Consider the following 22,530-nt stretch of genomic DNA (forward strand, 5'->3'; position numbering starts at 1 on the left):
TATTGTCGGCTGTAGACGGCGTAAACTTGGTAAACCCTATATTATTCGTGCCTTTTTAAGAACAGGAGTCAACATGCAGAAGATAGTGATCATCGCCAACGGTGCGGCTTACGGCAGCGAATCCCTTTTTAACAGCCTGCGTCTGGCTATCGCACTCCGCGATAAAGAGAGCGAACTGGAGTTACGGCTCTTTTTAATGTCGGACGCGGTCACTGCCGGGCTGAAGGGACAGAAACCTGCAGAAGGCTACAACATTCAGCAAATGCTGGAGATCCTCACCGCGCAAAATGTGCCGGTGAAGCTGTGCAAGACCTGCACCGACGGCCGCGGCATTACCGGTCTACCGCTGATTGATGGCGTAGAGATTGGTACGCTGGTTGAGCTGGCCGAGTGGACGCTGTCCGCCGATAAAGTATTAACTTTTTAATAATAAACCCGTAAAAATATTATTTTCTTATGGACGCGGTTTCAGCATCAAGTTTACCTGCAAGGTTGCCGATAGGCATGGAAACAACACAGCAGGTATTTCACTTATGTTCAGATCGATTCGTGCACGCATCATCGCCGCGACGGCAGGCTGTCTGGTCGTCGCCCTTCTCCTTAATACCGTTATCAACTTCCAGGTCACGCGTCAGGATAACCAGCAGTCACAGCGCGATATCCTGACCAGCACCAGCGCCAGCCATAACATGGCGATTGCCGACTGGGTAAAAAGCAAAATGACGGTGATCGCCTCCGCTCAGACCGTGGCGCTGAGTGACGATCCGGTTCCGGTATTCAAACAGCTTGCGCAGGCGGGGGGATTCACCAACGTCTATGTTGGCTATGCCAGCAAGACAGCCAAATTCTCTGACCCAGCGGGCGTCCCCGCGGATTATGACCCGACCATTCGCCCCTGGTATCAGCAGGTGGTAAGCCAGGACGCCCCGGTCGTCACCGCACCTTACGTAGATGCCGGTACCGGGAAGCTGGTGGTGACGTTCGCCGTGCCGGTGAAAGAAAATGGCACCCTGAAAGCCGTGGTAGCAGGCGATGTGGCCATGGATAGCGTAGTCGCTAACGTGCGCGGGATCCATCCGACCCCGGCAAGTAGTGGATTACTTCTGACCAGCGATGGCACCGTGATTGCTGCCAATGATCCGGCGCTGACGCTTAAACCGTTTGCCGAGACGATCAAAGGTATCGATTTTGCGGCGCTGAAAAGCGGTAATCCGGTTGACGGCACATTCGATGACAAAGAAAAAACCTTTGTTGCGACGGCCGTGCCAGGCACTAACTGGATGTTAGTTGTCGCCCTCGACAATGGCGATGCGACATCCGGCATGCGTTCCCTGCTTAAAGCGTCGGCTATCTCGCTGGTGATCCTGGCTCTGCTGAGCGCCGCTATTGTTCACTTCCTGATTGCCCGTCTGCTGAAGCGACTGTCTGACATCCGCGACGCGATGCACAACATTGCTAACGGGACTAACGACCTGTCGCAGCGCCTGCCGGATGATGGTGAAGACGAAGTCGCGCAGATTGCGCAGGCGTTTAACGCCTTCAGCGATAAGCTCTCCGTCGTCATGGTACAGCTCCGTGATGCCAGCGCATCGGTGAAAAATGCCGCGCAGGAAATTGCGGCTGGTAACCAGGATCTTTCCGGACGCACCGAGCAGGCGGCATCCAGCCTGCGCGAGACCGCCAGTGCCGTGGAGCAGATCACCGCCTCCGTGACGCAGTCGAATGAGTCTGCAGCAGAAGCCAACGACCAGGCGAGCAAAGCCTCAGCGGCCGCGGCGCGCGGTGGAGAGGTGGTATCGCAGGCAATCAGCACCATGCAGTCCATCGAAGTGGCATCCGCAAAAATTGGCGATATCACCAGCGTAATTGACGGCATTGCCTTCCAGACCAATATTCTGGCGTTGAACGCCTCGGTGGAAGCAGCACGAGCCGGGGAACAAGGGCGTGGGTTTGCCGTGGTGGCAGGAGAGGTGCGTAATCTGGCAAGCCGTAGCGCTCAGGCGGCGAAAGAGATCAAATCGCTCATCGACTCCACCACTGACAGCGTGGCAACGGGCTCCCGTTACGTGCATCTGGCAGGGGAAAGCATGAATGAAATCCGCGCCAGCATCGGCAGCGTCTCGGGCATCATGCGTGAAATCTCCATCGCCACCAGCGAGCAGATGAAAGGTATCCATGAGATCAACCATGCGGTAACCCATCTCGACAGAATGGTACAGCAGAACGCCGAGCTGGTTGTGCAATCCGCCGCCGCCGCGGGCGCCCTGCAGAGCCAGGCGGGTGACCTTGCTGAAACCGCCGGACATTTCCGCATTTAATTTTATCCCGGCGCGCGTTTAGCGGGTAAAACGCGCGCCAGCTGAAATTTTTAGGAATTTTGTCATTTTTGTTTAATCGTTATGCCATTTTTTGATCAAAATCAGCATCCCGGCCCCTCCCCTTTGGTGTTATGCAATGAGTGAATTGTGAACAATATCACGCTCGGATATGGCAGCAGGGAGAGCGTTGTTTAAGACTACGGGGTAAAAAATGGCACTGGTAAAAACAAGTTTGAAACTGTTTGGCGGGGATACGGTAGTGGTTCGTTGTTCAGAGCGCTGCCGTATTCATCTGATGAGTTCAAAAGCACAAAAACAATCGCAGGCAGATATTCTGACCGTGCAGGATGATAAAGCCTGGCTTACGGTGCCCTATACCGGCACGTGGGATGTCCTGATTGACAGCCACAGTCAGTCACTGGAGCATTCTGTCAGCTACGTAGCAGCATAACATTAAACGCCCGGCGAGCCGGGCGTATTCTCAGGCAAAACCCGGTCGCAGCGAGCTGTTGAGCGGGTTCCCTTCCAGAAGTGCCTTCACCTTCACCACCAGTTCGTTCAGACAGTCGTCCTTCATACCGAGGCGGGTCAGCTCGTCATCAAGAGAGAAGAGATATTGCGCATTAGTACCCAACGGGCCACTGGCGGCAGCAATCAGCGGGGCTATCACCTGCGTACGGGTATCCGCTTCATACAGCGGGTGGCGCGGGTCCATAATAAAGACCAGCGCATTAACGGTACGTCCGTCGTCCAGTTCCAGCTTGCACCAGCTAGGCATATAGCAGCCGGTGATCATCTCGCGCTTCCAGAGCAGCGTGAGCTCCTCTTCCAGCGTGGCATCCGGGAGGCGATATGCCACGCCCGTGGTGCGTCCGCCCTCTTTCAGTGCAAGCATGCGCCCAGGTTGACACGCACTGCCACGCCCGGCCGTCAGACGCAGGCAAAATGCGCGGTGCCAGCCCGGCAGCGTTCCCGTTGCCGATTCGACAAATTCCAGAGCCGGGTTCCACATCAGAGAGCCGTAGCCAAAAATCCATACCGGGCCATCATCCGGGCGGCAGGCAAGCGTGGCAGCGAGTGACGCCGCACGTTGTTCAGCCGACCAGAGAAGCGATTCCTCAATAGCACCAAATGCCGTCTTACAATCTGCCTTCATTAAGAAATCACGCGTTAACACTTTACACCTCCGCCACTGCATGCTTCCTTGCGACATCTGTAATTCGCCTTCCCGGCCTTAGGTGCTGGTCATTTTGCCAGCAGTTAAATAACGATAAGCAATTAGCGGACCAGTTGCAATACAACGGAAGTTCAACCGCCTGAAAAGTCAAAATGAAGGCAGCGAATAATTTCACGGCTATTTCTTTTTATGCCATTTATCGTCGTCTCCTTTCTCATATTCATGTTTTACTGCGGCCCAGGCGACTTTGTGCGCCGTCTCTTCACGGCTCGCATCATCCCGGCGATCTTCTTTATCTTTGTATTGTTCCCAGGCGCTATTAAACGCTTCTTTGTAGATATCCTGCGCATGCGCGGGCAGCACGTTTTGCACGTTATCAGGTAATTCGCGTTTCGTTTTATAGGGCATCGCTAACCTCTCTTTTGGTTCAAGAGATAAGTGTGGACGACGATATGTCATGGTGCCACCCGGCAATAATTTATGAGGCCATTATATTTTTAATACATTGTTATTTAATGACTAATAAACAAAGACTCTGCATTTTACCCATCAAGAAACAAAATTATGACAAAGGGTAAAATTAAGTAAAAAATAAAGGGTATTTAACAGAGATCTGTTAGTTTAATGACCTCAAAAATCTATCTATAATTACAAGCACCTGCATTGATGGAGAAGCACATGACAGCAACACACGAGGCGGTAAAGACCCGCCACAAGGAGACGTCTCTCATTTTCCCGGTTCTGGCACTGGCTGTGCTGCTCTTCTGGGGAAGCAGTCAGTCACTGCCAGTGGTGGTTGGTATCAATATTCTTGCTCTGGTTGGTATTTTAACCAGCGCCTTTAGCGTCGTTCGCCATGCCGACGTATTAGCCCACCGTCTGGGCGAGCCGTACGGTTCGTTAATTCTTAGTCTTTCCGTTGTTATCCTCGAAGTTAGCCTGATCTCTGCGCTGATGGCGACCGGTGATGCCGCACCGACGCTGATGCGCGATACGCTCTACTCAATCATTATGATTGTGACGGGCGGTCTGGTGGGCTTCTCGCTGTTATTGGGTGGTCGTAAATTCGCGACCCAGTATATGAACCTGTTCGGCATTAAACAGTATCTGATTGCCCTCTTCCCGCTGGCGATTATCGTGCTGGTGTTCCCGATGGCGCTGCCGGGTGCAAACTTTTCCACCGGTCAGGCATTGCTCGTTGCACTGATTTCCGCGGCCATGTACGGCGTATTCCTGCTGATTCAGACCAAAACGCACCAGAGTCTGTTTGTGTATGAGCATGAAGACGACAGCGACGATGACGACCCGCATCACGGTAAACCGTCGGCCCACAGCAGCGCGTGGCACACGGTTTGGCTGATCGTGCATCTGATTGCGGTTATCGCGGTCACCAAGATGAACGCCAATCCGCTGGAGACGCTGTTAACCGAGTTGAACGCGCCGGTGGCCTTTACCGGCTTCCTGGTAGCGCTGTTGATTCTGTCCCCTGAAGGACTGGGCGCGCTGAAAGCGGTACTGAATAATCAGGTGCAACGCGCAATGAACCTGTTCTTCGGCTCCGTGCTGGCGACGATTTCGCTTACCGTACCAGTGGTGACGCTGATTGCCTTTATGACCGGTAATGAGCTGCAGTTTGCGCTGGGTGCGCCAGAGATGATCGTGATGGTGGCATCACTGTTGTTGTGTCAGATTTCGTTCTCGACGGGACGCACCAACGTGCTGAACGGTGCGGCGCATATGGCCTTGTTTATTGCGTATCTGATGACGATATTTGCGTAGTCTTTTTGCCCTGCAAGCGAAGCGCCACCCGGCAATATGCCCCATAAAAAAACCCGCCGAAGCGGGTTTTTTTATTAGTTGCTGGTATCCAGCTCGTCGAAGCTCTTCACCAGATCGTCAATCGCTTTGATCTGTTTCAGGAACGGCTCGAGCTTATCCAGCGGCAGCGCGGATGGACCGTCACATTTCGCGTTAGCCGGATCCGGGTGTGCTTCGATAAACAGACCCGCCAGGCCAGTTGCCATACCGGCGCGCGCCAGCTCGGTAACCTGGGCACGGCGGCCGCCGGACGCTGCACCAAACGGGTCGCGGCACTGCAGTGCGTGCGTCACGTCGAAGATCACCGGAGACTGATTAGAGACGTTCTTCATCACGCTGAAGCCCAGCATATCCACAACCAGGTTGTCGTAACCGAAGTTTGAACCACGATCGCACAGAATAACTTTGTCGTTGCCACCTTCGATAAACTTATCGACGATGTTGCCCATCTGACCCGGGCTCACGAATTGTGGTTTCTTCACGTTGATCACCGCACCGGTTTTCGCCATCGCGGCAACCAGGTCAGTCTGGCGAGCCAGGAACGCCGGCAGTTGGATAACATCTACCACATCGGCCACAGGCTGCGCCTGAGCGGCTTCATGCACGTCGGTGATCACTTTCACGCCAAAGGTCTGTTTCAGCTCCTGGAAAATTTTCATTCCCTCTTCCAGGCCCGGGCCACGGTAAGAGTTGATGGAGGAGCGGTTGGCTTTGTCAAAAGAGGCTTTAAACACGTACGGGATACCCAGTTTCTGGGTCACAGTCACGTAGTGTTCGCAGATACGCATAGCGAGATCGCGGGATTCCAGCACGTTCATACCGCCAAACAGCACGAACGGCAGGTCGTTTGCCACGTTGATATCACCAATGCTAACCACTTTTTGTTTCATAGGATCGCCTTATTCAGGTGTGAATCGGAATTAAGATTAATGCAGTGTAATTTGTTTGTGCGAGATCGCGTTGATCTGCGCGCGAATCATTTCGCTAATCGGATCTTCCGGACATTGTTCCACGAAATAACTCAAATCATTCAGCGCGACGTGTTCACAATCGAGCTGAGCATAAATAAGCCCACGGTCGCGAATTTCATACGGATCTTCCGGATTAAACTGCAGCAGCACTTCACTGGCACGCAAAGCCAGTTCCATCTGACGCTCTTCCATCAGCGCTGATTTCAGCGTATCCAGCAGCTTGCGGATCACTTCTGAGTTATCCGCCTCGTCGAGATCTTCGTTAAAAAGCTCGGCCACCGGGCTGATATTGCCTTTCAGCCAGACGTCCAGCGTATGCTCATCCAGCGTATCGCCGTTAAACGGATTAATGAGCCACATCTCACCATCCAGCCACTCGGCACGCAGGATCATCTGCGTCGGGAAGATGACCGGCACCAGTGGAATATCCAGACGGTGTGCGACCCACAGCAAAATAGAGCCCAGCGCAACGGCGCTGCCCTGACGATTTTTTAAGACCTGATCCAGCCATAATGCGTCAGACAGGCGATACACGCCACGCGTGTCGCAGAAACCCCATTCGCCGTAGAAAAGTTCCAGAAGCTTCTCTAATTGCCAGTCCTGCGGACGCGCCTGATTGATCTCTTCACGCGCCAGGCTGACCAGATTTTCCAGCTCATCGTAGACATACTGCGACGTAAAATCGTCACGGATCATCTCCGAAATCAGGATCATGCCATCGCAAAGCGGCACTTTATTAAATTCGAAATCGGCTAAGGACTTCATGACTTACCCCAGTAACGGTATTCTTGTGGTGGCGAGTTTAATGATGATGTACAGCACCACCAGACCCAGCAGAAAGGCAATAAATCCCACCTGCTGGCTGCGCGGACGACGACGCCCAAGCGCGATAAAACCCAAAACGATATAGATGATAACGCCAAACAGCTTTTCAGTCAGCCATGCGCCTTTATCAGTAAATGGCAGATAGCCGGTCTTCCACATGAGTCCGGCGCCAGTCAGGAACAGAACCGTATCGATACAGTGCGGTGCGACACGCACCCAGCGGGCATCCATCAGCGGATTGTTGCTGTAACGCCACCAGTAGCGCACGATGAAAAAACCGATGGTCAGCGCAACGGAAATCAGGTGAGCGGAAATAAGCACAGTAAACAGGCTCATCACCACTGCCCCAGCGTCAGACGTTCGTTGCCGCCGTAGTCGCGGCAGGTTTCCACTGCGGTATAGCCTGCTTGCGTAAACAGCGCCCGCACGGCTTCTCCCTGCGTCCAGCCGTGCTCCACCAGCAGCCAGCCGCCGCGAACTAAATGTTTCCGTGACGTTGTCACTATGTGATCAAGATCGGCCAATCCCTCGTTAGCGGCGACCAGGGCCGTCAGCGGTTCGAAACGGACATCTCCCTGCGCAAGATGCGGATCATGTTCGTCAATGTAAGGAGGGTTGCTGACAATCATCCCAAACGTGTGATTTTCCAGCGCGCTAAACCAGCTGCTGTGCAGTACGGTGACATTAGTCAGGCCGAGCCTGTCCACGTTACGCTTTGCCAGCGCTACCGCGTCTGGCATCACATCCACTGCCGTCACATCACAGTCCGGGCGTTCACTGGCAAGCGCCAGCGCAATGGCGCCCGTCCCAGTGCCTAGATCGAGGATTCGACTGGCGCTAGCCGGTAAACGCGCCAGCGCCTGCTCGACCAGACACTCGGTGTCCGGACGTGGGATCAGGGTCGCTGCCGAAACGTACAAAGGTAACGACCAGAATTCCCGCTCTCCAACCAGATGCGCCACCGGCTCACCAGCCTTACGACGGGCAAGCAGTATGGCGAGTTGCGTCTCCTGCTCAGAAGCCAGCAGTGTTTCCCCGAAAGCCAGCAGATATGTGCGCGGCTTCCCCGTCACATGCTCAAGCAAGATTTCGGCGTCGCGTTTTGGACTCTCACTTTCTGAAAGCTCACCGACGGCCTGGCGTAACCAGCGCTGGAAATCCATTATTCCTGCTCGGACAGCGCCGCCAGCTGATCGGCCTGGTATTCCTGCACAATAGGCTCAATCAGCATATCCAGCTTGCCTTCCATCACTTCGTCCAGACGGTAAAGCGTCAGGTTGATGCGGTGGTCGGTCACGCGCCCCTGCGGGAAGTTGTAGGTACGGTTACGGTCGCTGCGGTCGCCGCTGCCCAGCAGGTTACGGCGGGTAGACGCTTCTGCCTGCTGGCGTTTTGCCATTTCTGCCGCGTGGATACGCGCACCGAGCACGGAAAGCGCTTTGGCTTTGTTTTTATGCTGCGAACGTTCGTCCTGACATTCAACGACAATACCGGTCGGCAAGTGGGTAATACGGATGGCGGAGTCGGTGGTGTTAACGTGCTGACCACCCGCTCCGGAGGAACGGAAGGTATCAATACGCAGGTCCGCCGGGTTGATGTCCGGCAGTTCCGCTTCCGGCAGCTCCGGCATGACCGCAACGGTACAGGCTGACGTATGAATACGCCCCTGCGATTCGGTGGCAGGTACGCGCTGCACACGATGACCGCCAGATTCAAACTTGAGACGACCGTATACGCCGTCGCCGCTGATCTTCGCGATCACTTCTTTAAAACCACCATGCTCGCCTTCGTTGGCGCTCATGATCTCCACACGCCAGCGGCGCGATTCAGCGTAGCGGCTGTACATGCGGAACAGATCCCCGGCAAACAGGGCCGCTTCATCACCGCCGGTACCGGCGCGGACTTCCACAAATGCATTACGTTCATCGTCCGGATCTTTCGGCAGCAGCAGCACCTGAAGCTGCTGTTCCATCTCTTCCGAACGCGCTTTCGCATCCTGCAACTCTTCCTGCGCCATTTCGCGCATTTCAGGGTCATCAAGCATCATCTGCGCAGTTTCAATATCTTCCTGAACCTGTCGCCAGTCAGTAAAGCATTTAGAAACATCACTTAACTGCGCGTATTCGCGAGAGAGCGCGCGAAAACGTTCCTGGTCCGCAATGGTCCCGGCATCACCGAGCAGCGCCTGTACTTCCTCATGGCGCTCGTGCAGAGCTTCCAGTTTAGCGACGATAGAAGGCTTCATAGGCGTAAGTGCACCTTGTCTTAGAAAATGGGTATAGGGCGCTATTCCAGCCCGAGGCTGTTGCGCAGAATAGTCAGGCGTTCATCATCCCCGTCACGGGCAGCCTGCTGAAGAGATTTGGTTGGGGCATGGATCAGGCGGTTGGTCAGTTTCCATGCCAGATCCTGCATAATAGCGTGTGCGTCGCCGCCCTGTTCCAGGGCCGCTAACGCTTTGGCTGTCAGGTCATCACGCACCTGCTCCGCCTGCCCGCGGTACTCGCGGATGGTCTCGCTGACGCTTTGAGCGCGCAGCCAGGCCATAAACTCACTGGTTTCCTGCTCAACAATGGTTTCCGCCTGCACTGCCGCCGCTTTACGCTGGGCAAGGTTGTGCGAAATGATACTTTGCAGGTCATCCACGCTGTAAAGATAGGCGTTAGCCAGTTTACCGACTTCTGGCTCAACATCGCGCGGGACGGCGATATCCACCAGCAGCATCGGCTGATTACGACGGGATTTCAGGGCACGCTCCACCATCCCTTTACCGATGATCGGCAGTGGGCTGGCGGTAGAGCTGATAATAATGTCCGCCTCTTTCAGGCGTTCATCAATGTCGCTTAACGCCACCACCTCTGCGCCCACTTCGTCCGCCAGCACCTGAGCACGTTCGCGGGTACGGTTGGCGATAATCATCTTTTTCACTTTATGTTCGCGCAGATGGCGCGCGACAAGTTCGATGGTTTCGCCCGCACCCACCAGCATCACGGTAACGGTCGACAGGGATTCAAAGATTTGGCGTGCAAGGGTGCAGGCCGCGAAAGCAACAGAAACCGCACTGGCACCAATGTCGGTTTCGGTTCGCACACGCTTAGCCACGGAGAATGACTTCTGGAACATACGCTCCAGTTCACTGGCCTTCAGATGCCCTTTTTGCGAATCCGCAAACGCTTTTTTCACCTGCCCCAGAATTTGCGGTTCGCCGAGAACCAGCGAATCCAGCCCGCTGGCCACGCGCATCAGATGGCTGACGGCATCATTGTCCTGATGCCAGTACAGGCTATTGCGCAGTTCGTCTTCGTTGAGATTGTGGTAGTCGCATAGCCAGCGGATCAGCGCCTCGTGCAGGTTATCCTGCTCTTCCACACTCAAATAAAGCTCGGTACGGTTGCACGTCGAGAGCACCACGCCACCCTGCACCATAGGTTGTGCAAGCAAGCTGTCCAGCGCCAGGTCAAGCGTGTCTGGCGAAAACGTTACGCGTTCTCGCAGCGAAACCGGGGCTGTTTTGTGGTTAATGCCGAGTGCTAATAAGGTCATGTTGAGCGGGAGTAGTACCAGCGTTAATAAGGTTAGCAGAACGCATCATACAGGATGCGCGAGATCAATAAAAGAGACTGCACCCTTTCGGAGTAATAGGTTACATCGCGCTTTGAGATAATTTGAACGTAGACGGTGGGGCCCTTCAACGCTAGCATTAACAGTTATAACTGCAACGTATCTCAAGGATTTGTCCTCATTATGACCCGACTGATTCGCCTGCTGCCGCTGGCCGCACTGGTTCTGACCGCCTGTACTGTCACCCAACCAAAAGGCCCAGGCAAAAGCCCTGATTCTCCGCAGTGGCGTCAACACCAGCAGGACGTCCGTAATTTGAGCCAGTATCAGACTCGCGGCGCTTTCGCGTATCTCTCTGACGAACAAAAGGTTTATGCGCGTTTCTTCTGGCAGCAAACAGGCCAGGACAACTACCGTCTGCTGCTGCTGAACCCGCTGGGCAGCACCGAACTGGAGCTTATCGCGAAACCGGGCGAAGCGCAGATCACCGATAACAAAGGCCAGCATTACACCGCGACAGATGCCGAAGAGATGATTGGTAAGCTGACGGGAATGCCTATTCCGCTCAACAGCCTGCGCCAGTGGATCCTTGGCCTGCCGGGGGATGCCACCGACTACCAGCTTGACGATCAGTACCGTCTAAGCCAGGTGAATTACGCGCAGAATGGCAAAACCTGGAAAGTGGTGTACAGCGCCTATGACAGCAACAGTAAACCTTCTCTGCCATCGAATATGGAACTGACCCAGGACAGCCAGCGTATCAAGCTGAAAATGGACAACTGGATCGTTAAATGATGACCCACTGGCCCTCTCCGGCAAAACTAAACCTGTTTTTATACATCACCGGCCAGCGTGCTGATGGCTATCACACCCTGCAGACGCTGTTTCAGTTTATTGACTATGGTGACACGATCTCGATTGAGCTGCGTCAGGACGGGCAGGTTTGCCTGCTGACGCCTGTCGAAGGTGTTGCGTATGAGGATAACCTGATTGTCCGCGCGGCGCGCCTGCTGATGAAAGCGGCAACTGACTCCGGACGACTACCGACAGCAAGCGGCGCAAATATCCGCATTGAGAAACGTCTGCCAATGGGTGGCGGTCTCGGTGGGGGCTCATCCAATGCCGCAACCGTGCTGGTTGCTCTGAACCATCTCTGGGGTTGTGGGCTGTCGACGGACGAACTGGCAGCCTTAGGATTGACGCTGGGCGCGGATGTACCGGTGTTTATTCGTGGTCATGCGGCATTTGCCGAAGGTGTAGGTGAGATCCTCTCTCCGGTCGAGCCGCCGGAAAAATGGTATCTCGTTGCCCATCCCGGCGTGAGCATTCCGACCCCGGTCATCTTTAAAGATCCTGACCTGAAAAGAGATACTCCGGTTCGGTCAATAGAAACGTTATTAAATTGTGAATTCAGCAACGATTGCGAGGATATCGCAAGAAAACGTTTTCGCGAGGTTGATGCGGTGCTTTCCTGGCTGTTAGAATACGCGCCGTCGCGCCTGACTGGTACAGGGGCCTGTGTCTTTGCTGAATTTGACACCGAATCCGCCGCTCGTCAGGTGCTTGAGCAAGCGCCGGTTTGGCTGCATGGTTTTGTAGCGCGTGGGATGAACACCTCTCCCCTACAGCAGGCCATTCTGGCGCAGACTGAGTTTCGGTGACAACGTCACCCTGTTCCAGACGTTGCATCGCGCTCTTTAATACACCGCCTGGGTAGTATTCGCCTGGCCCGCACAGTTTGCGGCGAACGCTATCCACCACTGGACGCATGCCTGAGGTTCTTCTCGTGCCTGATATGAAGCTTTTTGCTGGTAACGCCACCCCGGAACTAGCACAACGTATTGCCAACCGCCTGTACACTTCCCTCGGCGACGCCGCCGTAGGTCGCTTTAGCGACGGCGAAGTCAGCGTACAAATTAACGAAAATGTACGCGGTGGTGATATTTTCATCATCCAGTCCACCTGTGCTCCAACAAATGACAACCTGATGGAACTGGTTGTTATGGTCGACGCGCTGCGTCGCGCTTCAGCAGGCCGTATCACTGCTGTAATCCCTTACTTCGGCTATGCCCGTCAGGACCGCCGTGTTCGTTCTGCACGTGTACCTATCACCGCCAAAGTTGTCGCTGACTTCCTGTCCAGCGTCGGCGTTGACCGCGTACTGACCGTTGACCTGCACGCTGAGCAGATCCAGGGCTTCTTCGACGTCCCGGTAGATAACGTATTCGGCAGCCCAATTCTGCTGGAAGACATGCTGCAACTGAACCTGGACAACCCAATTGTGGTTTCTCCGGACATCGGTGGCGTGGTACGTGCTCGTGCTATCGCGAAGCTGTTGAACGATACCGATATGGCGATCATCGACAAACGTCGTCCGCGCGCTAACGTTTCTCAGGTGATGCATATCATCGGTGACGTAGCTGGCCGTGACTGCGTGCTGGTTGACGACATGATCGATACCGGCGGTACGCTGTGTAAAGCTGCAGAAGCACTGAAAGAACGTGGTGCCAAGCGCGTATTCGCTTACGCAACTCACCCGATCTTCTCCGGTAACGCGGTAAACAACCTCCGTAACTCCGTCATTGACGAAGTTGTGGTGTGCGATACCATCCCACTGAGTGACGAAATCAAAGCGCTGCCAAACGTGCGTACTTTGACCCTGTCCGGGATGCTGGCCGAAGCGATTCGTCGTATCAGCAACGAAGAATCCATCTCAGCTATGTTCGAACACTAATCGAGAACGGCCAAAAAACCCGCTGCGGCGGGTTTTTTTGTCTTTAATATTTATTTGTATGATCAATGCCTCCTTCACCTGCCATTCACATGACAGATGATGCGCATCTGGAAGATAGATAATTGTGAAAAACGTAACCTCCTCACATGTTCTGCCCTTTCGCGCCCTCATCGACGCTTGCTGGAAAGAGAAATACACCTCGTCACGCTTTGTACGTGACCTGATAGCCGGGATCACCGTTGGCATTATCGCCATTCCGCTGGCAATGGCGCTGGCGATTGGCAGCGGCGTTGCACCACAGTATGGCCTTTATACTTCGGCCGTTGCCGGGATCGTTATTGCCCTGACCGGTGGTTCACGCTTTAGCGTCTCTGGCCCGACCGCTGCCTTTGTGGTGATCCTCTACCCGGTTTCCCAGCAGTTTGGCCTGGCAGGCCTGCTGGTTGCCACCCTGATGTCCGGCGTCTTTTTGATTTTGTTTGGTCTGGCCCGTTTTGGCAGGTTGATAGAATACATTCCCCTTTCCGTGACGCTGGGGTTCACCTCCGGGATTGGTATCACCATCGGAACCATGCAGATCAAGGACTTCCTGGGCCTGCAGATGGCTCACGTACCTGAACACTATCTGCAAAAAGTCGGTGCGCTATTTATGGCGCTGCCGACCGCCAACCTGGGCGACGCCGCCATCGGGATTGTGACGCTGGGGACGCTGATTATCTGGCCTCGTCTAGGCATTCGTCTCCCGGGCCATCTGCCCGCGCTGCTGCTGGGCTGCGCGGTGATGGCTATCGTCAATATGTTCGGTGGCCATGTCGCTACTATCGGCTCGCAGTTCCACTATGTTCTGGCGGACGGTTCACAGGGAAGCGGTATTCCGCAGCTGTTACCGCAGCTGGTGTTGCCGTGGGATATGCCCGGTTCCAGCTTCACGCTAAGCTGGGATTCCCTGCGCGCCCTCCTTCCCGCGGCCTTCTCAATGGCAATGCTGGGGGCCATTGAATCTCTGCTCTGCGCGGTGGTACTGGACGGCATGACGGGAACGAAGCATAAAGCTAACAGCGAGCTCGTTGGTCAGGGTCTGGGTAACCTTATCGCACCGTTCTTTGGCGGCATCACTGCAACGGCAGCCATCGCACGCTCCGCGGCAAACGTGCGTGCCGGGGCAACATCCCCCATTTCGGCAGTGATCCACTCCGTGCTGGTGATCCTCGCCCTGCTTATCCTTGCTCCGCTGCTCTCCTGGCTACCGCTTTCAGCCATGGCCGCTCTACTGCTGATGGTAGCCTGGAACATGAGTGAGGCGCATAAGGTGGTGAACCTGCTCCGTCGTGCCCCGAAAGACGACATTATCGTGATGCTGCTTTGTATGTCGCTGACCGTGCTGTTTGATATGGTCATTGCCATCAGCGTCGGGATTGTGCTGGCGTCCCTGCTGTTTATGCGTCGTATTGCGCAGATGACGCGTCTTTCCCCGGTGAACGTCGAAGTGCCTGACGATGTGCTGGTTCTGCGCGTGATTGGCCCGCTGTTCTTTGCCGCCGCGGAGGGGCTGTTCAGCGATCTCGAATCCCGCATCGCGGGGAAACGGATTGTGGTGCTTAAATGGGATGCCGTCCCGGTGCTGGATGCCGGTGGCCTGGATGCCTTCCAGCGCTTTGTGAAACGTCTGCCGGAAGGCTGTGAGCTGCGCGTGAGTAACCTGGAATTCCAGCCTCTACGCACCATGGCGCGCGCGGGCGTGCAGCCAATCCCTGGCCGACTCTCCTTCTACCCTAACCGTGAAGCCGCATTAGCGGATCTGTGAGTGGCCTGATGCAGAATAACGTCTCTGCATCATCACCCGGGTGGCCTGCTGGAGCGATGCAAGCACGGCAGGCACCATCCATATTCCCTTCATCATATGCGGTTCCTGCTTCATGTCCGTGCAAAAAAACGACTCCCTCGGGAGCCGTTTCGGTGTTCTTTATCGTCGCACTAACTGTGCTTGTGCTGGTCGCGACGACAGCGCTTGTCGTAGTGGCGCACCCACCAGTATTTGTCACACACTTCCTCACGACCGCTCATGCGAGCCCCTGCCAGCCACAATACCGCACCAATGAAGATGCTCAATATAGCGCCATGCGCGAAGTATTGCGGGAGATCAAGCTGCGGCAGTTGGTTTAAAATTGAATAACCCACGCCGGCTACCATCACGAACAGTCCCAACCCCATCAGCACGTTACCGAATAACGAAGCGTTTTTGCGTTTCATGTGTCACCTCCGGAACTTTGGGTTGTCAGGGGAAAAGCCCCTAATCCTTGTGTGTAAAGTATAGACAACGCCACTTTTATGAGTTGCGTGAATGATCACAATTACCGATAACGTCCAAACAAAAGTTTACAAATAAGACTTTGAACAGCTTGAAATTCTAATTGTTCAAATAAGAAATTATTCGTATTCCTCTGTGAAGATCGCAGAATTTTGTCAAGCGGCTCGCCAGACAGTAAACTACGCGCCAGATCTGGAACCCATTAGGAATTGAATCGTGACGATTAAACTGATTGTCGGCCTCGCCAACCCAGGCGCAGAGTATGCGGCAACACGCCATAATGCCGGGGCATGGTACGTCGATCTCCTGGCCGAGCGGTTACGTGCTCCTTTGCGTGAAGAACCTAAATTCTTTGGTTATACCTCACGTATCAACCTTGCTGGCGCTGATGTTCGTCTGCTGGTGCCAACCACCTTTATGAACCTGAGCGGTAAAGCCGTGGCGGCGATGGCAACGTTTTATCGTATCAACCCGGATGAAATTCTGGTGGCACACGATGAGCTGGATCTCCCGCCTGGTGTGGCAAAATTCAAACTGGGCGGCGGGCACGGTGGCCACAACGGTCTAAAAGATATTATCAGCAAGCTGGGCAATAACCCGAATTTCCACCGTTTGCGCGTGGGAATTGGTCATCCGGGCGATAAAAACAAAGTTGTTGGTTTCGTACTCGGTAAACCCCCGGTTTCTGAGCAGAAACTGATTGACGAGGCGGTAGACGAAGCGGCTCGCTGCACTGAAATCTGGCTGAAAGATGGGTTAACCAAAGCGACAAACCGCTTACACGCTTTCAAAGCGCAATAATCTGCCCGATCCGGCTTTTTTACCGCGCGTCATGCGGGTTACGTGTATAATAGGCGTAGTTATTTACTTTTCATCAATCGGTTATCATTAACGGATTGATTATCAAGATATTAAGGTGATTTAGAAATGGGATTCAAATGCGGTATCGTCGGTCTGCCAAACGTGGGCAAATCCACCCTGTTTAACGCGCTTACCAAAGCGGGTATCGAAGCGGCGAACTTCCCGTTCTGTACCATCGAACCTAACACCGGTGTTGTACCAATGCCGGACCCGCGTCTGGACCAGCTCGCGGAAATCGTGAAGCCGCAGCGCATTCTGCCAACCACCATGGAATTCGTGGATATCGCGGGCCTGGTAAAAGGCGCATCCAAAGGTGAAGGTCTGGGTAACCAGTTCCTGACCAATATTCGTGAAACAGAAGCGATCGGTCACGTTGTGCGCTGCTTCGAGAACGACAACATTATCCACGTAAACAACAAAGTGGATCCGGCTGACGACATCGACGTTATCAACACCGAGCTGGCGCTCTCTGATCTCGACACCTGCGAACGCGCAATTCACCGCGTTCAGAAGAAAGCCAAAGGCGGCGACAAGGACGCGAAAGCGGAACTGGCTGCGCTGGAAAAATGTCTGCCACAGCTGGAAAACGCGGGCATGCTGCGCGCGCTGAAAAATCTGACGGAAGAAGACAAGGCGGCAATCAAATACCTGAGCTTCCTGACCCTGAAGCCAACCATGTACATCGCCAACGTTAACGAAGACGGTTTCGAGAATAACCCGTACCTCGACAAAGTGCGTGAAATCGCGGCGGCTGAAGGTTCTGTGGTTGTGGCGGTGTGCGCTGCCGTTGAATCCGACATCGCCGAGCTGGACGACGCTGACCGTGAAGAGTTCATGGCCGAGCTGGGTCTGGAAGAGCCGGGCCTGAACCGCGTGATCCGCGCAGGCTATGAGCTTCTGAACCTGCAGACCTACTTCACCGCTGGCGTGAAAGAAGTGCGAGCGTGGACGATCCCTGTGGGTGCGACTGCACCTCAGGCGGCCGGTAAGATCCACACCGACTTTGAGAAAGGCTTTATTCGTGCGCAGACAATCGCGTTTGAAGACTTCATCACCTACAAGGGTGAGCAAGGCGCGAAAGAAGCAGGCAAGATGCGTGCGGAAGGGAAAGATTACATCGTTAAAGATGGCGATGTAATGAACTTCCTGTTTAACGTTTGATTTGCTTTGAATGAAAAAAATCCACGCCCTGGCGTGGATTTTTTTATTCCGGGGTTAAAACACATTTTCCAGGAGTTCTGTTTTCATGCTGGGTTCAAATGGAATGATCTCAACAGTCGCAAGCTTTAACCTCTGAAAAGGATCATCGCGTAAGCGCTCTTCAAGAGAGGCAAGGCTCTCACATTTCGCGAGAATGACCCCACCGTTTCTTGGGATCCGTCTACCGGACGCCAGGAAAATCCCCTCTGCATACCCCTTTTTAAGCCACTCAACATGAGCAGGTATCGCTGCGTCAATCTCTTCGAGTGGTTTGATATAGGTCAGTATGACAATGTAAACCGTACTCATCCTTTGCCTCTTAGTTTGGTTTTTACGTCGTTTGTTCGAACTCTTGTGCAGTCCCTCTTTTGCCACCCGGTATCATTATCATTTTTAGGGCGCATTTGAGCTTAATATGCAGGGCCAGATCGTGACAACGTGTTACGTTTCATATCCCAGGAATAAAACCAATCATGCCAGCCATTTTGTTTTGCTGGAAAACTACAGACAACGACCACTTCCCTGGACAGATTGAATGTTAAGTAATAGAAGAAAGCACCTTCAGGAGGTTCAGACAAAAATAGCTTTTCTCCCTGAGCATTGAAGATGGTCAAAACGGTTGGTAATGGCTTTGGCTCGCTTAATACAAAGACTAACTGGCGTGTCGAGTCGACCATTGCATAGTCTAAAAATGACATACTGAACCATAATTTACTATCACCAGCCGTCCATTCAAGCAGGTCATCTTCTTTGATGCAATTGAGATTTTCAATCACAGGTTAACCTCAACGTTTAAAGTTTGATCTGTTTCAAATCACCTTCGAAAAAGCCCCACAAGATATACCCGGTAGCGGGCTGGCTGCACTTCTTTATACGTTAATACAGTGGAAAACTCTTTTAAACACTTAGAACATGTGTTTTTCGAAACATCTAATTGGCTATCGTCGTAGATATATTTTTTATGTTCGCTAACAAGCTTCACACCTCTCATTTTCTTAACCAAAAAGCATTTTACCTCTTCAGTGAGCGTGTCAAACTCATATGAGTTTACGATAGAGTAGACCATTACGCCTTCGCATTCAGGGCATGCTATTTTTGCGCCATAATCTATAAAGTCATTATCAATGCCATCCAGCACTAATATCTTCTTCTTCAGTCGATTAGTTAATTTCATTTTTATTGAGCCTTTAAGTTATTAATAGAAAAAGTAAGGCGAGAAGAAAATGAGGGATTTTATTAATTAATAACATTATTTATGTCAAACATTCCATTCGATATAAATACCACAATCGAAGCTTTTTTCATTAGACTGTACAACAATACTTCCCCATTCATGCGCCCATTGAAATCCATATGGGGGATTGGTAATTTTAAGCTTAGGCTTTGAGGTTATTTCACTCTCAACCCATGCTGTCAAACGCTGCTGCTCATCCGATAAATTACTCAGTCTTGCCCTTTTACCCCAATCATTTAGCGTTTTATAAAAATTTCCATCCTTACTAGTAAGGAATAATGATGGGATAAAAGAAAATGCTGAAGGCCTTAGTTCCAAAATGAAAATTTGATCTTTCCATTTAACATTATCGATAGCGAAATAAAAAGAACCTATTTTAGTCAATGGCGAGAAGATCTTGTAAAATGCGGAATTTTTAAAAGTATCAACATCTTTTAATTCGATTGGGTAGTTGTTAGTTGCTACAAATCCAGTATGAACATCAAGTTTCATTTCTAAAATATCTAAACAACCTTGTTTGGAAGTGACTACGTTATATTCCAAACTATATATACCCCATGATTAAATGACTTTGTCTCATATGAGACTGAAACCCGCCCCCACTCAAAGTTCCATCTAATGATGTCTGTTTCCGTGGTATCAGACGTGTCCAGGTTTAGTGATTCTTTCAGCCAATCAGACAAGCTTTTCACTGATTCATTTAGCATGTGAATATTAGTTCGAGCGTTCCAATCATTTAATGCGTTATAGTATTGACTGTTTTTATCAACAAGATGAAGCATAAAAGGAAAACCATAGCACACTGTGCGTATAGTAACTTGAAATTCTTTGTCGAAAAACGCTACTGAGTCAACAAGGTAGTGATTAGGCATGGTTTTCTTTATAGTTTGTGCTTAACTAATTCGTAGTATAAATCACATTTACAAAAGCCTTCTTTAGTATCAATTTCCAAAGGCAGACCATCAAGATTTAGTTCACCTGTAAACGGTTTAAATTTTAATTCAATCATGTTGCCCTGTTCTACTTTTGAATGCCTAACACGAGATTGTAACTAAATCAGCTACAACATGATGGCATCCATATAAAGAAGCATTTCCGCGTACAGATTACACGTGTTATATGCAAGGCTCACACTGCATTTTCCACTACGCAACTAAAATGCACCTGCATCAATTATTGCATTACGCCACACCGTTATAACCATTTCAATCTAATCTACATGACAATAAATCCTTATTGCCAATGGTGCAATAAATCAATCCACATTTCTTTTTCTCCAGAGATAACTTTAATGTTATCCCTATTTTCTTTTACATACTGCATGTACGTTTCATAAATAGCTCTTATAGTCACGGTTTTTTCAGAGCGAGAACCTTCAATCAGAGTCATTAGTTTTTCTAAATAAATTAATGAATCCACTCTTTCGTTGAAAAAGACCTTGAGGTAATAGAGTACTTCATTATATGAATCGTAATTCATTATTCCTCCGGAAGAATATCAATATTATCGAAAATAATTGTCCGTTTTTCTGCATGCATTTGTTCTACGCCCCCCTTTCCGTATTGCGGATAAGCATGCGTAAATTGTTCTAATGGTGCACCAATTTCATCTCCAAACATTCTTGGATGCCTCACTTGAGGAGTACCATTTTCATAAAGTTGCAATGTATCAAACGTTCCTCTAATCCTTGCATCACTCCAAGAGACATCCGCTGGTAACGTCGGATCAACTTTATCGGGACCTTTTATCTGAAACGCATCACGAGCCGCTTTACCCGTTTCAAATTTTTCGAATCCAAAATACGTTACGGGCGCTTTTTTTGTTTCGAGAAGACCAGGAACCCATTTATCTAAACTGCCATCGTCATTCAAATATCGAACATAACGATAAGCAGTTGAAGGCATTGTAGCGCTTGGTCCCGCTGGACCAACATAGAAATCAGGTTTTGTTTTACCGCTACACTCACGGCTCAACCCCCACGGATCCACCCACCCCAGCGCATTCGGTGCATACTGGTAAAGATTAATCCCCCCCGCCAGCCCTATCGGGTCCTGCTGCGTAAACCTTCCGCAGTCCGGGTCGTAATACCGGAACAGATTGTAGTGCAGCCCTGTCTCACGGTAGCGCACCTGCCCCTCGATATCCGTCATCCGCTCCGGCGTACCGTTGGGCTGGCAGTGGAACCAGAAAATCTCCGGCGCATCCACGCCGTCAATACGTGCCAGCGGGTCGTAGCTGTCCTGGTCGCTGTAGACGTAGGTCAGCGGCACATCCCCGTGCACTTCCTGCAGCAGGCGGAACCCTTCCCAGACAAACCGGGTGGTGACCGGCTTGCCGGTTGGCTGACCGCCCAGCATCTGGCGTCGCGTTTTGCTGATGCGGCGTCCGAGCGGGTCGTAGCGGAAGCTCACCTGCGTCTGCGGTTTATTGCGGTCCCGCGGCTGGCTGATAACCTCCGTCAGGCGATGTTCACCGTCGTAGCGGTAGTGCCAGCGGGTCTGGCCGTTATCCTTCTCCACGGTGCGGCCGTGGATGTCATACCGCCAGCGAATGCCGTTCAGCTGCGTCAGGCGGTTGTGCGTGACCTTCTCAGCAGCGCCTTCGAGCGGGTTACCGGCCGCATCCCAGCGCCACTGCTCCTGGCCGGGCAGCGTTACGTCCTGAACGAGCAGCCGTCCGGCGCTGTCGTACTGCCAGCGGTACCAGCTGAACGGGTTATCGTCCCGCTCTTCGCGCACCAGGTTATTGCGGTAGTCATAATCCCAGCGGCGGGACCAGCGACGCGGCGACGGGCGCTGAGCGTTGCCGGTAAAGACATCCCGACGATGCAGTCGGCCAAGACGATCGTATTCGCTGCGGGTGGTCAGCAGCCCCTGTGTGCGGCTGGTCTCCCGGTGAAGTTCGTCGCGGGTAAAGTCGGAGACCGACAGTTTATCGAGGGCAAGGCGCGAAAAAAGCAAGCAAGATGCGTGCAGAAGGAAAAAAGAATAATGTTAAAAATGGCTACGTGGTGAACTAATTATTTAACATTTTTTGGGATGAAAAAATCCACGCCAGGGCGTGGATTTTTATTCAGAGATAAACTCCCTCTTCTAATGAGTTTTCAGTACACGTTGCTTTTGCAAAGGAAATTAGAACGTCTGAACCATGCTTTTTATATTTAACATTGTAACTATCAGGTTTTAAAGTAATAAACTCACCTGATATAACATCTGAGTCATCAGGCTCAAGTTCTCCGCCCGTGACATCTTCTCCCGCCCCAATGAAAACCTTTCCAGAAGGTACGTTTAAAAATAGTGACCCGGTATATTCATCAACATCATTTTTAATATGAACTTTATAGACACCATCATCTCCAAGATTTAGAAATAATACATTCCCTTTATTTATTTCTTCAACTTCATCTTCTGGAAGACTCCACCAATCTGCATCATCATTAATTCTATGCTTTAATGACATCAAATCATAAATAACTAATGTGGCAGTATCTGTTTGTATGCTTATGATTTTTCTCATGGCGTAA

General features: G+C 52.0%; 25 protein-coding genes and 2 pseudogenes. 10 read left to right on the top strand and 17 right to left on the bottom strand.

Translation table 11 applies throughout. The features are described 5' to 3' along the window. The first annotated feature begins 73 nt into the window (after nucleotides 1-73). The 3 genes from AAHF05_RS12475 (at nucleotide 74) to AAHF05_RS12485 (ending at nucleotide 2,769) form a co-directional block, all read left to right on the top strand. A complete protein-coding gene (locus AAHF05_RS12475; RefSeq protein ID WP_049005091.1) occupies nucleotides 74-427 on the top strand; it encodes a DsrE/DsrF/TusD sulfur relay family protein in 354 nt (117 codons plus the stop codon). A gap of 106 nt (nucleotides 428-533) precedes the next feature. Beyond that, a complete protein-coding gene (locus AAHF05_RS12480) occupies nucleotides 534-2,318 on the top strand; it encodes a methyl-accepting chemotaxis protein (RefSeq protein WP_028018753.1) in 1,785 nt (594 codons plus the stop codon). A gap of 211 nt (nucleotides 2,319-2,529) precedes the next feature. After that, nucleotides 2,530-2,769 carry a DUF1883 domain-containing protein gene (locus tag AAHF05_RS12485; RefSeq protein ID WP_010432930.1) on the top strand — a complete coding sequence of 80 codons (240 nt, stop codon included), beginning with the start codon at nucleotides 2,530-2,532 and terminating at the stop codon, nucleotides 2,767-2,769. Nucleotides 2,770-2,799: 30 nt separating this feature from the next. Here the strand turns inward: AAHF05_RS12485 and AAHF05_RS12490 are convergent, their stop codons facing one another. Further along, nucleotides 2,800-3,495, bottom strand: a complete 696-nt coding sequence (locus AAHF05_RS12490) for a gamma-glutamylcyclotransferase (protein WP_028018752.1) — start codon at nucleotides 3,493-3,495, stop codon at nucleotides 2,800-2,802. Nucleotides 3,496-3,672: 177 nt separating this feature from the next. Beyond that, nucleotides 3,673-3,903: a putative cation transport regulator ChaB gene (gene chaB, locus AAHF05_RS12495; RefSeq protein ID WP_114976998.1), complete on the bottom strand. Its 231-nt coding sequence runs from the start codon at nucleotides 3,901-3,903 to the stop codon at nucleotides 3,673-3,675. 270 nt (nucleotides 3,904-4,173) lie between these two features. On the opposite strand from chaB, the gene chaA reads away from it, so the two are divergent. Then, a complete protein-coding gene (gene chaA / locus AAHF05_RS12500; RefSeq protein ID WP_024907071.1) occupies nucleotides 4,174-5,274 on the top strand; it encodes a sodium-potassium/proton antiporter ChaA in 1,101 nt (366 codons plus the stop codon). 74 nt (nucleotides 5,275-5,348) lie between these two features. Here the strand turns inward: chaA and kdsA are convergent, their stop codons facing one another. The 6 genes from kdsA to hemA are packed head-to-tail and all read right to left on the bottom strand — an operon-like array spanning nucleotide 5,349 to nucleotide 10,652. Next, nucleotides 5,349-6,203 (bottom strand): 3-deoxy-8-phosphooctulonate synthase, encoded by an 855-nt coding sequence (gene kdsA, locus AAHF05_RS12505; protein WP_028018750.1) that lies wholly within the window; start codon nucleotides 6,201-6,203, stop codon nucleotides 5,349-5,351. A gap of 36 nt (nucleotides 6,204-6,239) precedes the next feature. Continuing rightward, entirely contained in the window at nucleotides 6,240-7,049 is an 810-nt protein-coding gene (sirB1, locus tag AAHF05_RS12510; protein ID WP_028018749.1) for an invasion regulator SirB1, read from the bottom strand. 3 nt (nucleotides 7,050-7,052) lie between these two features. After that, a complete protein-coding gene (sirB2, locus tag AAHF05_RS12515) occupies nucleotides 7,053-7,445 on the bottom strand; it encodes an invasion regulator SirB2 (RefSeq protein ID WP_028018748.1) in 393 nt (130 codons plus the stop codon). Next, the gene (gene prmC, locus AAHF05_RS12520; RefSeq protein ID WP_128347572.1) at nucleotides 7,445-8,272 is read right to left on the bottom strand and encodes a peptide chain release factor N(5)-glutamine methyltransferase; all 828 of its coding nucleotides are present in this window, start codon (nucleotides 8,270-8,272) and stop codon (nucleotides 7,445-7,447) included. The genes sirB2 and prmC overlap by 1 nt, the downstream gene beginning before the upstream one ends. After that, on the bottom strand, nucleotides 8,272-9,354 hold the full coding sequence (prfA, locus tag AAHF05_RS12525; RefSeq protein ID WP_049005087.1) for a peptide chain release factor 1: 1,083 nt from the start codon (nucleotides 9,352-9,354) through the stop codon (nucleotides 8,272-8,274). Before prfA ends, prmC begins: the two co-directional genes overlap by 1 nt. A 41-nt stretch (nucleotides 9,355-9,395) precedes the next feature. Further along, a complete protein-coding gene (gene hemA / locus AAHF05_RS12530; protein ID WP_028018745.1) occupies nucleotides 9,396-10,652 on the bottom strand; it encodes a glutamyl-tRNA reductase in 1,257 nt (418 codons plus the stop codon). Between the two features lie 201 nt (nucleotides 10,653-10,853). Between hemA and lolB the strand changes: the two genes are divergently transcribed. From lolB to dauA, 4 genes are all read left to right on the top strand, one after another. Next, nucleotides 10,854-11,465, top strand: a complete 612-nt coding sequence (lolB, locus tag AAHF05_RS12535; RefSeq protein ID WP_129323427.1) for a lipoprotein insertase outer membrane protein LolB — start codon at nucleotides 10,854-10,856, stop codon at nucleotides 11,463-11,465. Further along, nucleotides 11,462-12,331: a 4-(cytidine 5'-diphospho)-2-C-methyl-D-erythritol kinase gene (ispE, locus tag AAHF05_RS12540; protein ID WP_129323426.1), complete on the top strand. Its 870-nt coding sequence runs from the start codon at nucleotides 11,462-11,464 to the stop codon at nucleotides 12,329-12,331. The genes lolB and ispE overlap by 4 nt, the downstream gene beginning before the upstream one ends. Nucleotides 12,332-12,456: 125 nt before the next feature. After that, entirely contained in the window at nucleotides 12,457-13,404 is a 948-nt protein-coding gene (gene prs, locus AAHF05_RS12545; RefSeq protein WP_003856663.1) for a ribose-phosphate diphosphokinase, read from the top strand. 124 nt (nucleotides 13,405-13,528) lie between these two features. After that, nucleotides 13,529-15,208 carry a C4-dicarboxylic acid transporter DauA gene (dauA, locus tag AAHF05_RS12550; RefSeq protein ID WP_129323425.1) on the top strand — a complete coding sequence of 560 codons (1,680 nt, stop codon included), beginning with the start codon at nucleotides 13,529-13,531 and terminating at the stop codon, nucleotides 15,206-15,208. Here the strand turns inward: dauA and AAHF05_RS12555 are convergent. Then, nucleotides 15,194-15,322 (bottom strand): annotated as a pseudogene (locus AAHF05_RS12555) (MerR family transcriptional regulator); the annotation flags it as partial. The gene dauA and the pseudogene AAHF05_RS12555 sit on opposite strands and share 15 nt — an antisense overlap. Nucleotides 15,323-15,378: 56 nt before the next feature. Then, nucleotides 15,379-15,654 (bottom strand): stress-induced protein YchH, encoded by a 276-nt coding sequence (gene ychH / locus AAHF05_RS12560; protein ID WP_028018741.1) that lies wholly within the window; start codon nucleotides 15,652-15,654, stop codon nucleotides 15,379-15,381. Between the two features lie 274 nt (nucleotides 15,655-15,928). Here ychH and pth point away from each other — a divergent pair, with 274 nt between their 5' ends. Together pth and ychF are read left to right on the top strand one after the other, a co-directional pair. After that, nucleotides 15,929-16,513, top strand: a complete 585-nt coding sequence (pth, locus tag AAHF05_RS12565) for an aminoacyl-tRNA hydrolase (RefSeq protein ID WP_023336005.1) — start codon at nucleotides 15,929-15,931, stop codon at nucleotides 16,511-16,513. A gap of 126 nt (nucleotides 16,514-16,639) precedes the next feature. Further along, entirely contained in the window at nucleotides 16,640-17,734 is a 1,095-nt protein-coding gene (ychF, locus tag AAHF05_RS12570) for a redox-regulated ATPase YchF (protein ID WP_010432886.1), read from the top strand. 54 nt (nucleotides 17,735-17,788) lie between these two features. Here ychF and AAHF05_RS12575 read toward each other — a convergent pair whose 3' ends face one another. From AAHF05_RS12575 to AAHF05_RS12605, 7 genes and pseudogenes are all read right to left on the bottom strand, one after another. Beyond that, nucleotides 17,789-18,082 (bottom strand): YciI family protein, encoded by a 294-nt coding sequence (locus AAHF05_RS12575; RefSeq protein WP_129323424.1) that lies wholly within the window; start codon nucleotides 18,080-18,082, stop codon nucleotides 17,789-17,791. A gap of 101 nt (nucleotides 18,083-18,183) precedes the next feature. Beyond that, complete coding sequence (locus AAHF05_RS12580) at nucleotides 18,184-18,549, bottom strand: hypothetical protein (RefSeq protein WP_129323423.1); 366 nt, start codon at nucleotides 18,547-18,549, stop codon at nucleotides 18,184-18,186. A 38-nt stretch (nucleotides 18,550-18,587) separates the two neighbouring features. Continuing rightward, nucleotides 18,588-18,947, bottom strand: a complete 360-nt coding sequence (locus AAHF05_RS12585; protein ID WP_241697863.1) for a hypothetical protein — start codon at nucleotides 18,945-18,947, stop codon at nucleotides 18,588-18,590. A gap of 84 nt (nucleotides 18,948-19,031) precedes the next feature. After that, the gene (locus tag AAHF05_RS12590) at nucleotides 19,032-19,550 is read right to left on the bottom strand and encodes a hypothetical protein (RefSeq protein WP_241697862.1); all 519 of its coding nucleotides are present in this window, start codon (nucleotides 19,548-19,550) and stop codon (nucleotides 19,032-19,034) included. 690 nt (nucleotides 19,551-20,240) lie between these two features. Beyond that, on the bottom strand, nucleotides 20,241-20,486 hold the full coding sequence (locus AAHF05_RS12595) for a hypothetical protein (protein ID WP_129323422.1): 246 nt from the start codon (nucleotides 20,484-20,486) through the stop codon (nucleotides 20,241-20,243). Then, nucleotides 20,486-21,952 (bottom strand): annotated as a pseudogene (locus tag AAHF05_RS12600) (RHS repeat domain-containing protein); the annotation flags it as partial. The pseudogene AAHF05_RS12600 and the gene AAHF05_RS12595, both read right to left, overlap by 1 nt. 127 nt (nucleotides 21,953-22,079) lie before the next feature. Then, entirely contained in the window at nucleotides 22,080-22,523 is a 444-nt protein-coding gene (locus AAHF05_RS12605) for a DUF6386 family protein (protein ID WP_129323421.1), read from the bottom strand. Between the last annotated feature and the right edge of the window lie 7 nt (nucleotides 22,524-22,530).

This window comes from Enterobacter adelaidei, from assembly GCF_041937165.1.
Classification (GTDB): domain Bacteria; phylum Pseudomonadota; class Gammaproteobacteria; order Enterobacterales; family Enterobacteriaceae; genus Enterobacter; species Enterobacter adelaidei.

Bases quoted from the DNA above. Each gene is read 5' to 3' on its own strand.
- AAHF05_RS12475 (WP_049005091.1), top strand. From the start codon at position 74: ATGCAGAAGATAGTGATCATCGCCAACGGTGCGGCTTACGGCAGCGAA.
- AAHF05_RS12480 (WP_028018753.1), top strand. From the start codon at position 534: ATGTTCAGATCGATTCGTGCACGCATCATCGCCGCGACGGCAGGCTGT.
- AAHF05_RS12485 (WP_010432930.1), top strand. From the start codon at position 2,530: ATGGCACTGGTAAAAACAAGTTTGAAACTGTTTGGCGGGGATACGGTA.
- chaB (WP_114976998.1), bottom strand. From the start codon at position 3,903: ATGCCCTATAAAACGAAACGCGAATTACCTGATAACGTGCAAAACGTG.
- chaA (WP_024907071.1), top strand. From the start codon at position 4,174: ATGACAGCAACACACGAGGCGGTAAAGACCCGCCACAAGGAGACGTCT.
- kdsA (WP_028018750.1), bottom strand. From the start codon at position 6,203: ATGAAACAAAAAGTGGTTAGCATTGGTGATATCAACGTGGCAAACGAC.
- sirB1 (WP_028018749.1), bottom strand. From the start codon at position 7,049: ATGAAGTCCTTAGCCGATTTCGAATTTAATAAAGTGCCGCTTTGCGAT.
- sirB2 (WP_028018748.1), bottom strand. From the start codon at position 7,445: ATGAGCCTGTTTACTGTGCTTATTTCCGCTCACCTGATTTCCGTTGCG.
- prmC (WP_128347572.1), bottom strand. From the start codon at position 8,272: ATGGATTTCCAGCGCTGGTTACGCCAGGCCGTCGGTGAGCTTTCAGAA.
- prfA (WP_049005087.1), bottom strand. From the start codon at position 9,354: ATGAAGCCTTCTATCGTCGCTAAACTGGAAGCTCTGCACGAGCGCCAT.
- hemA (WP_028018745.1), bottom strand. From the start codon at position 10,652: ATGACCTTATTAGCACTCGGCATTAACCACAAAACAGCCCCGGTTTCG.
- lolB (WP_129323427.1), top strand. From the start codon at position 10,854: ATGACCCGACTGATTCGCCTGCTGCCGCTGGCCGCACTGGTTCTGACC.
- ispE (WP_129323426.1), top strand. From the start codon at position 11,462: ATGATGACCCACTGGCCCTCTCCGGCAAAACTAAACCTGTTTTTATAC.
- ychH (WP_028018741.1), bottom strand. From the start codon at position 15,654: ATGAAACGCAAAAACGCTTCGTTATTCGGTAACGTGCTGATGGGGTTG.
- ychF (WP_010432886.1), top strand. From the start codon at position 16,640: ATGGGATTCAAATGCGGTATCGTCGGTCTGCCAAACGTGGGCAAATCC.
- AAHF05_RS12575 (WP_129323424.1), bottom strand. From the start codon at position 18,082: ATGAGTACGGTTTACATTGTCATACTGACCTATATCAAACCACTCGAA.
- AAHF05_RS12585 (WP_241697863.1), bottom strand. From the start codon at position 18,947: ATGAAATTAACTAATCGACTGAAGAAGAAGATATTAGTGCTGGATGGC.
- AAHF05_RS12595 (WP_129323422.1), bottom strand. From the start codon at position 20,486: ATGAATTACGATTCATATAATGAAGTACTCTATTACCTCAAGGTCTTT.
- AAHF05_RS12605 (WP_129323421.1), bottom strand. From the start codon at position 22,523: ATGAGAAAAATCATAAGCATACAAACAGATACTGCCACATTAGTTATT.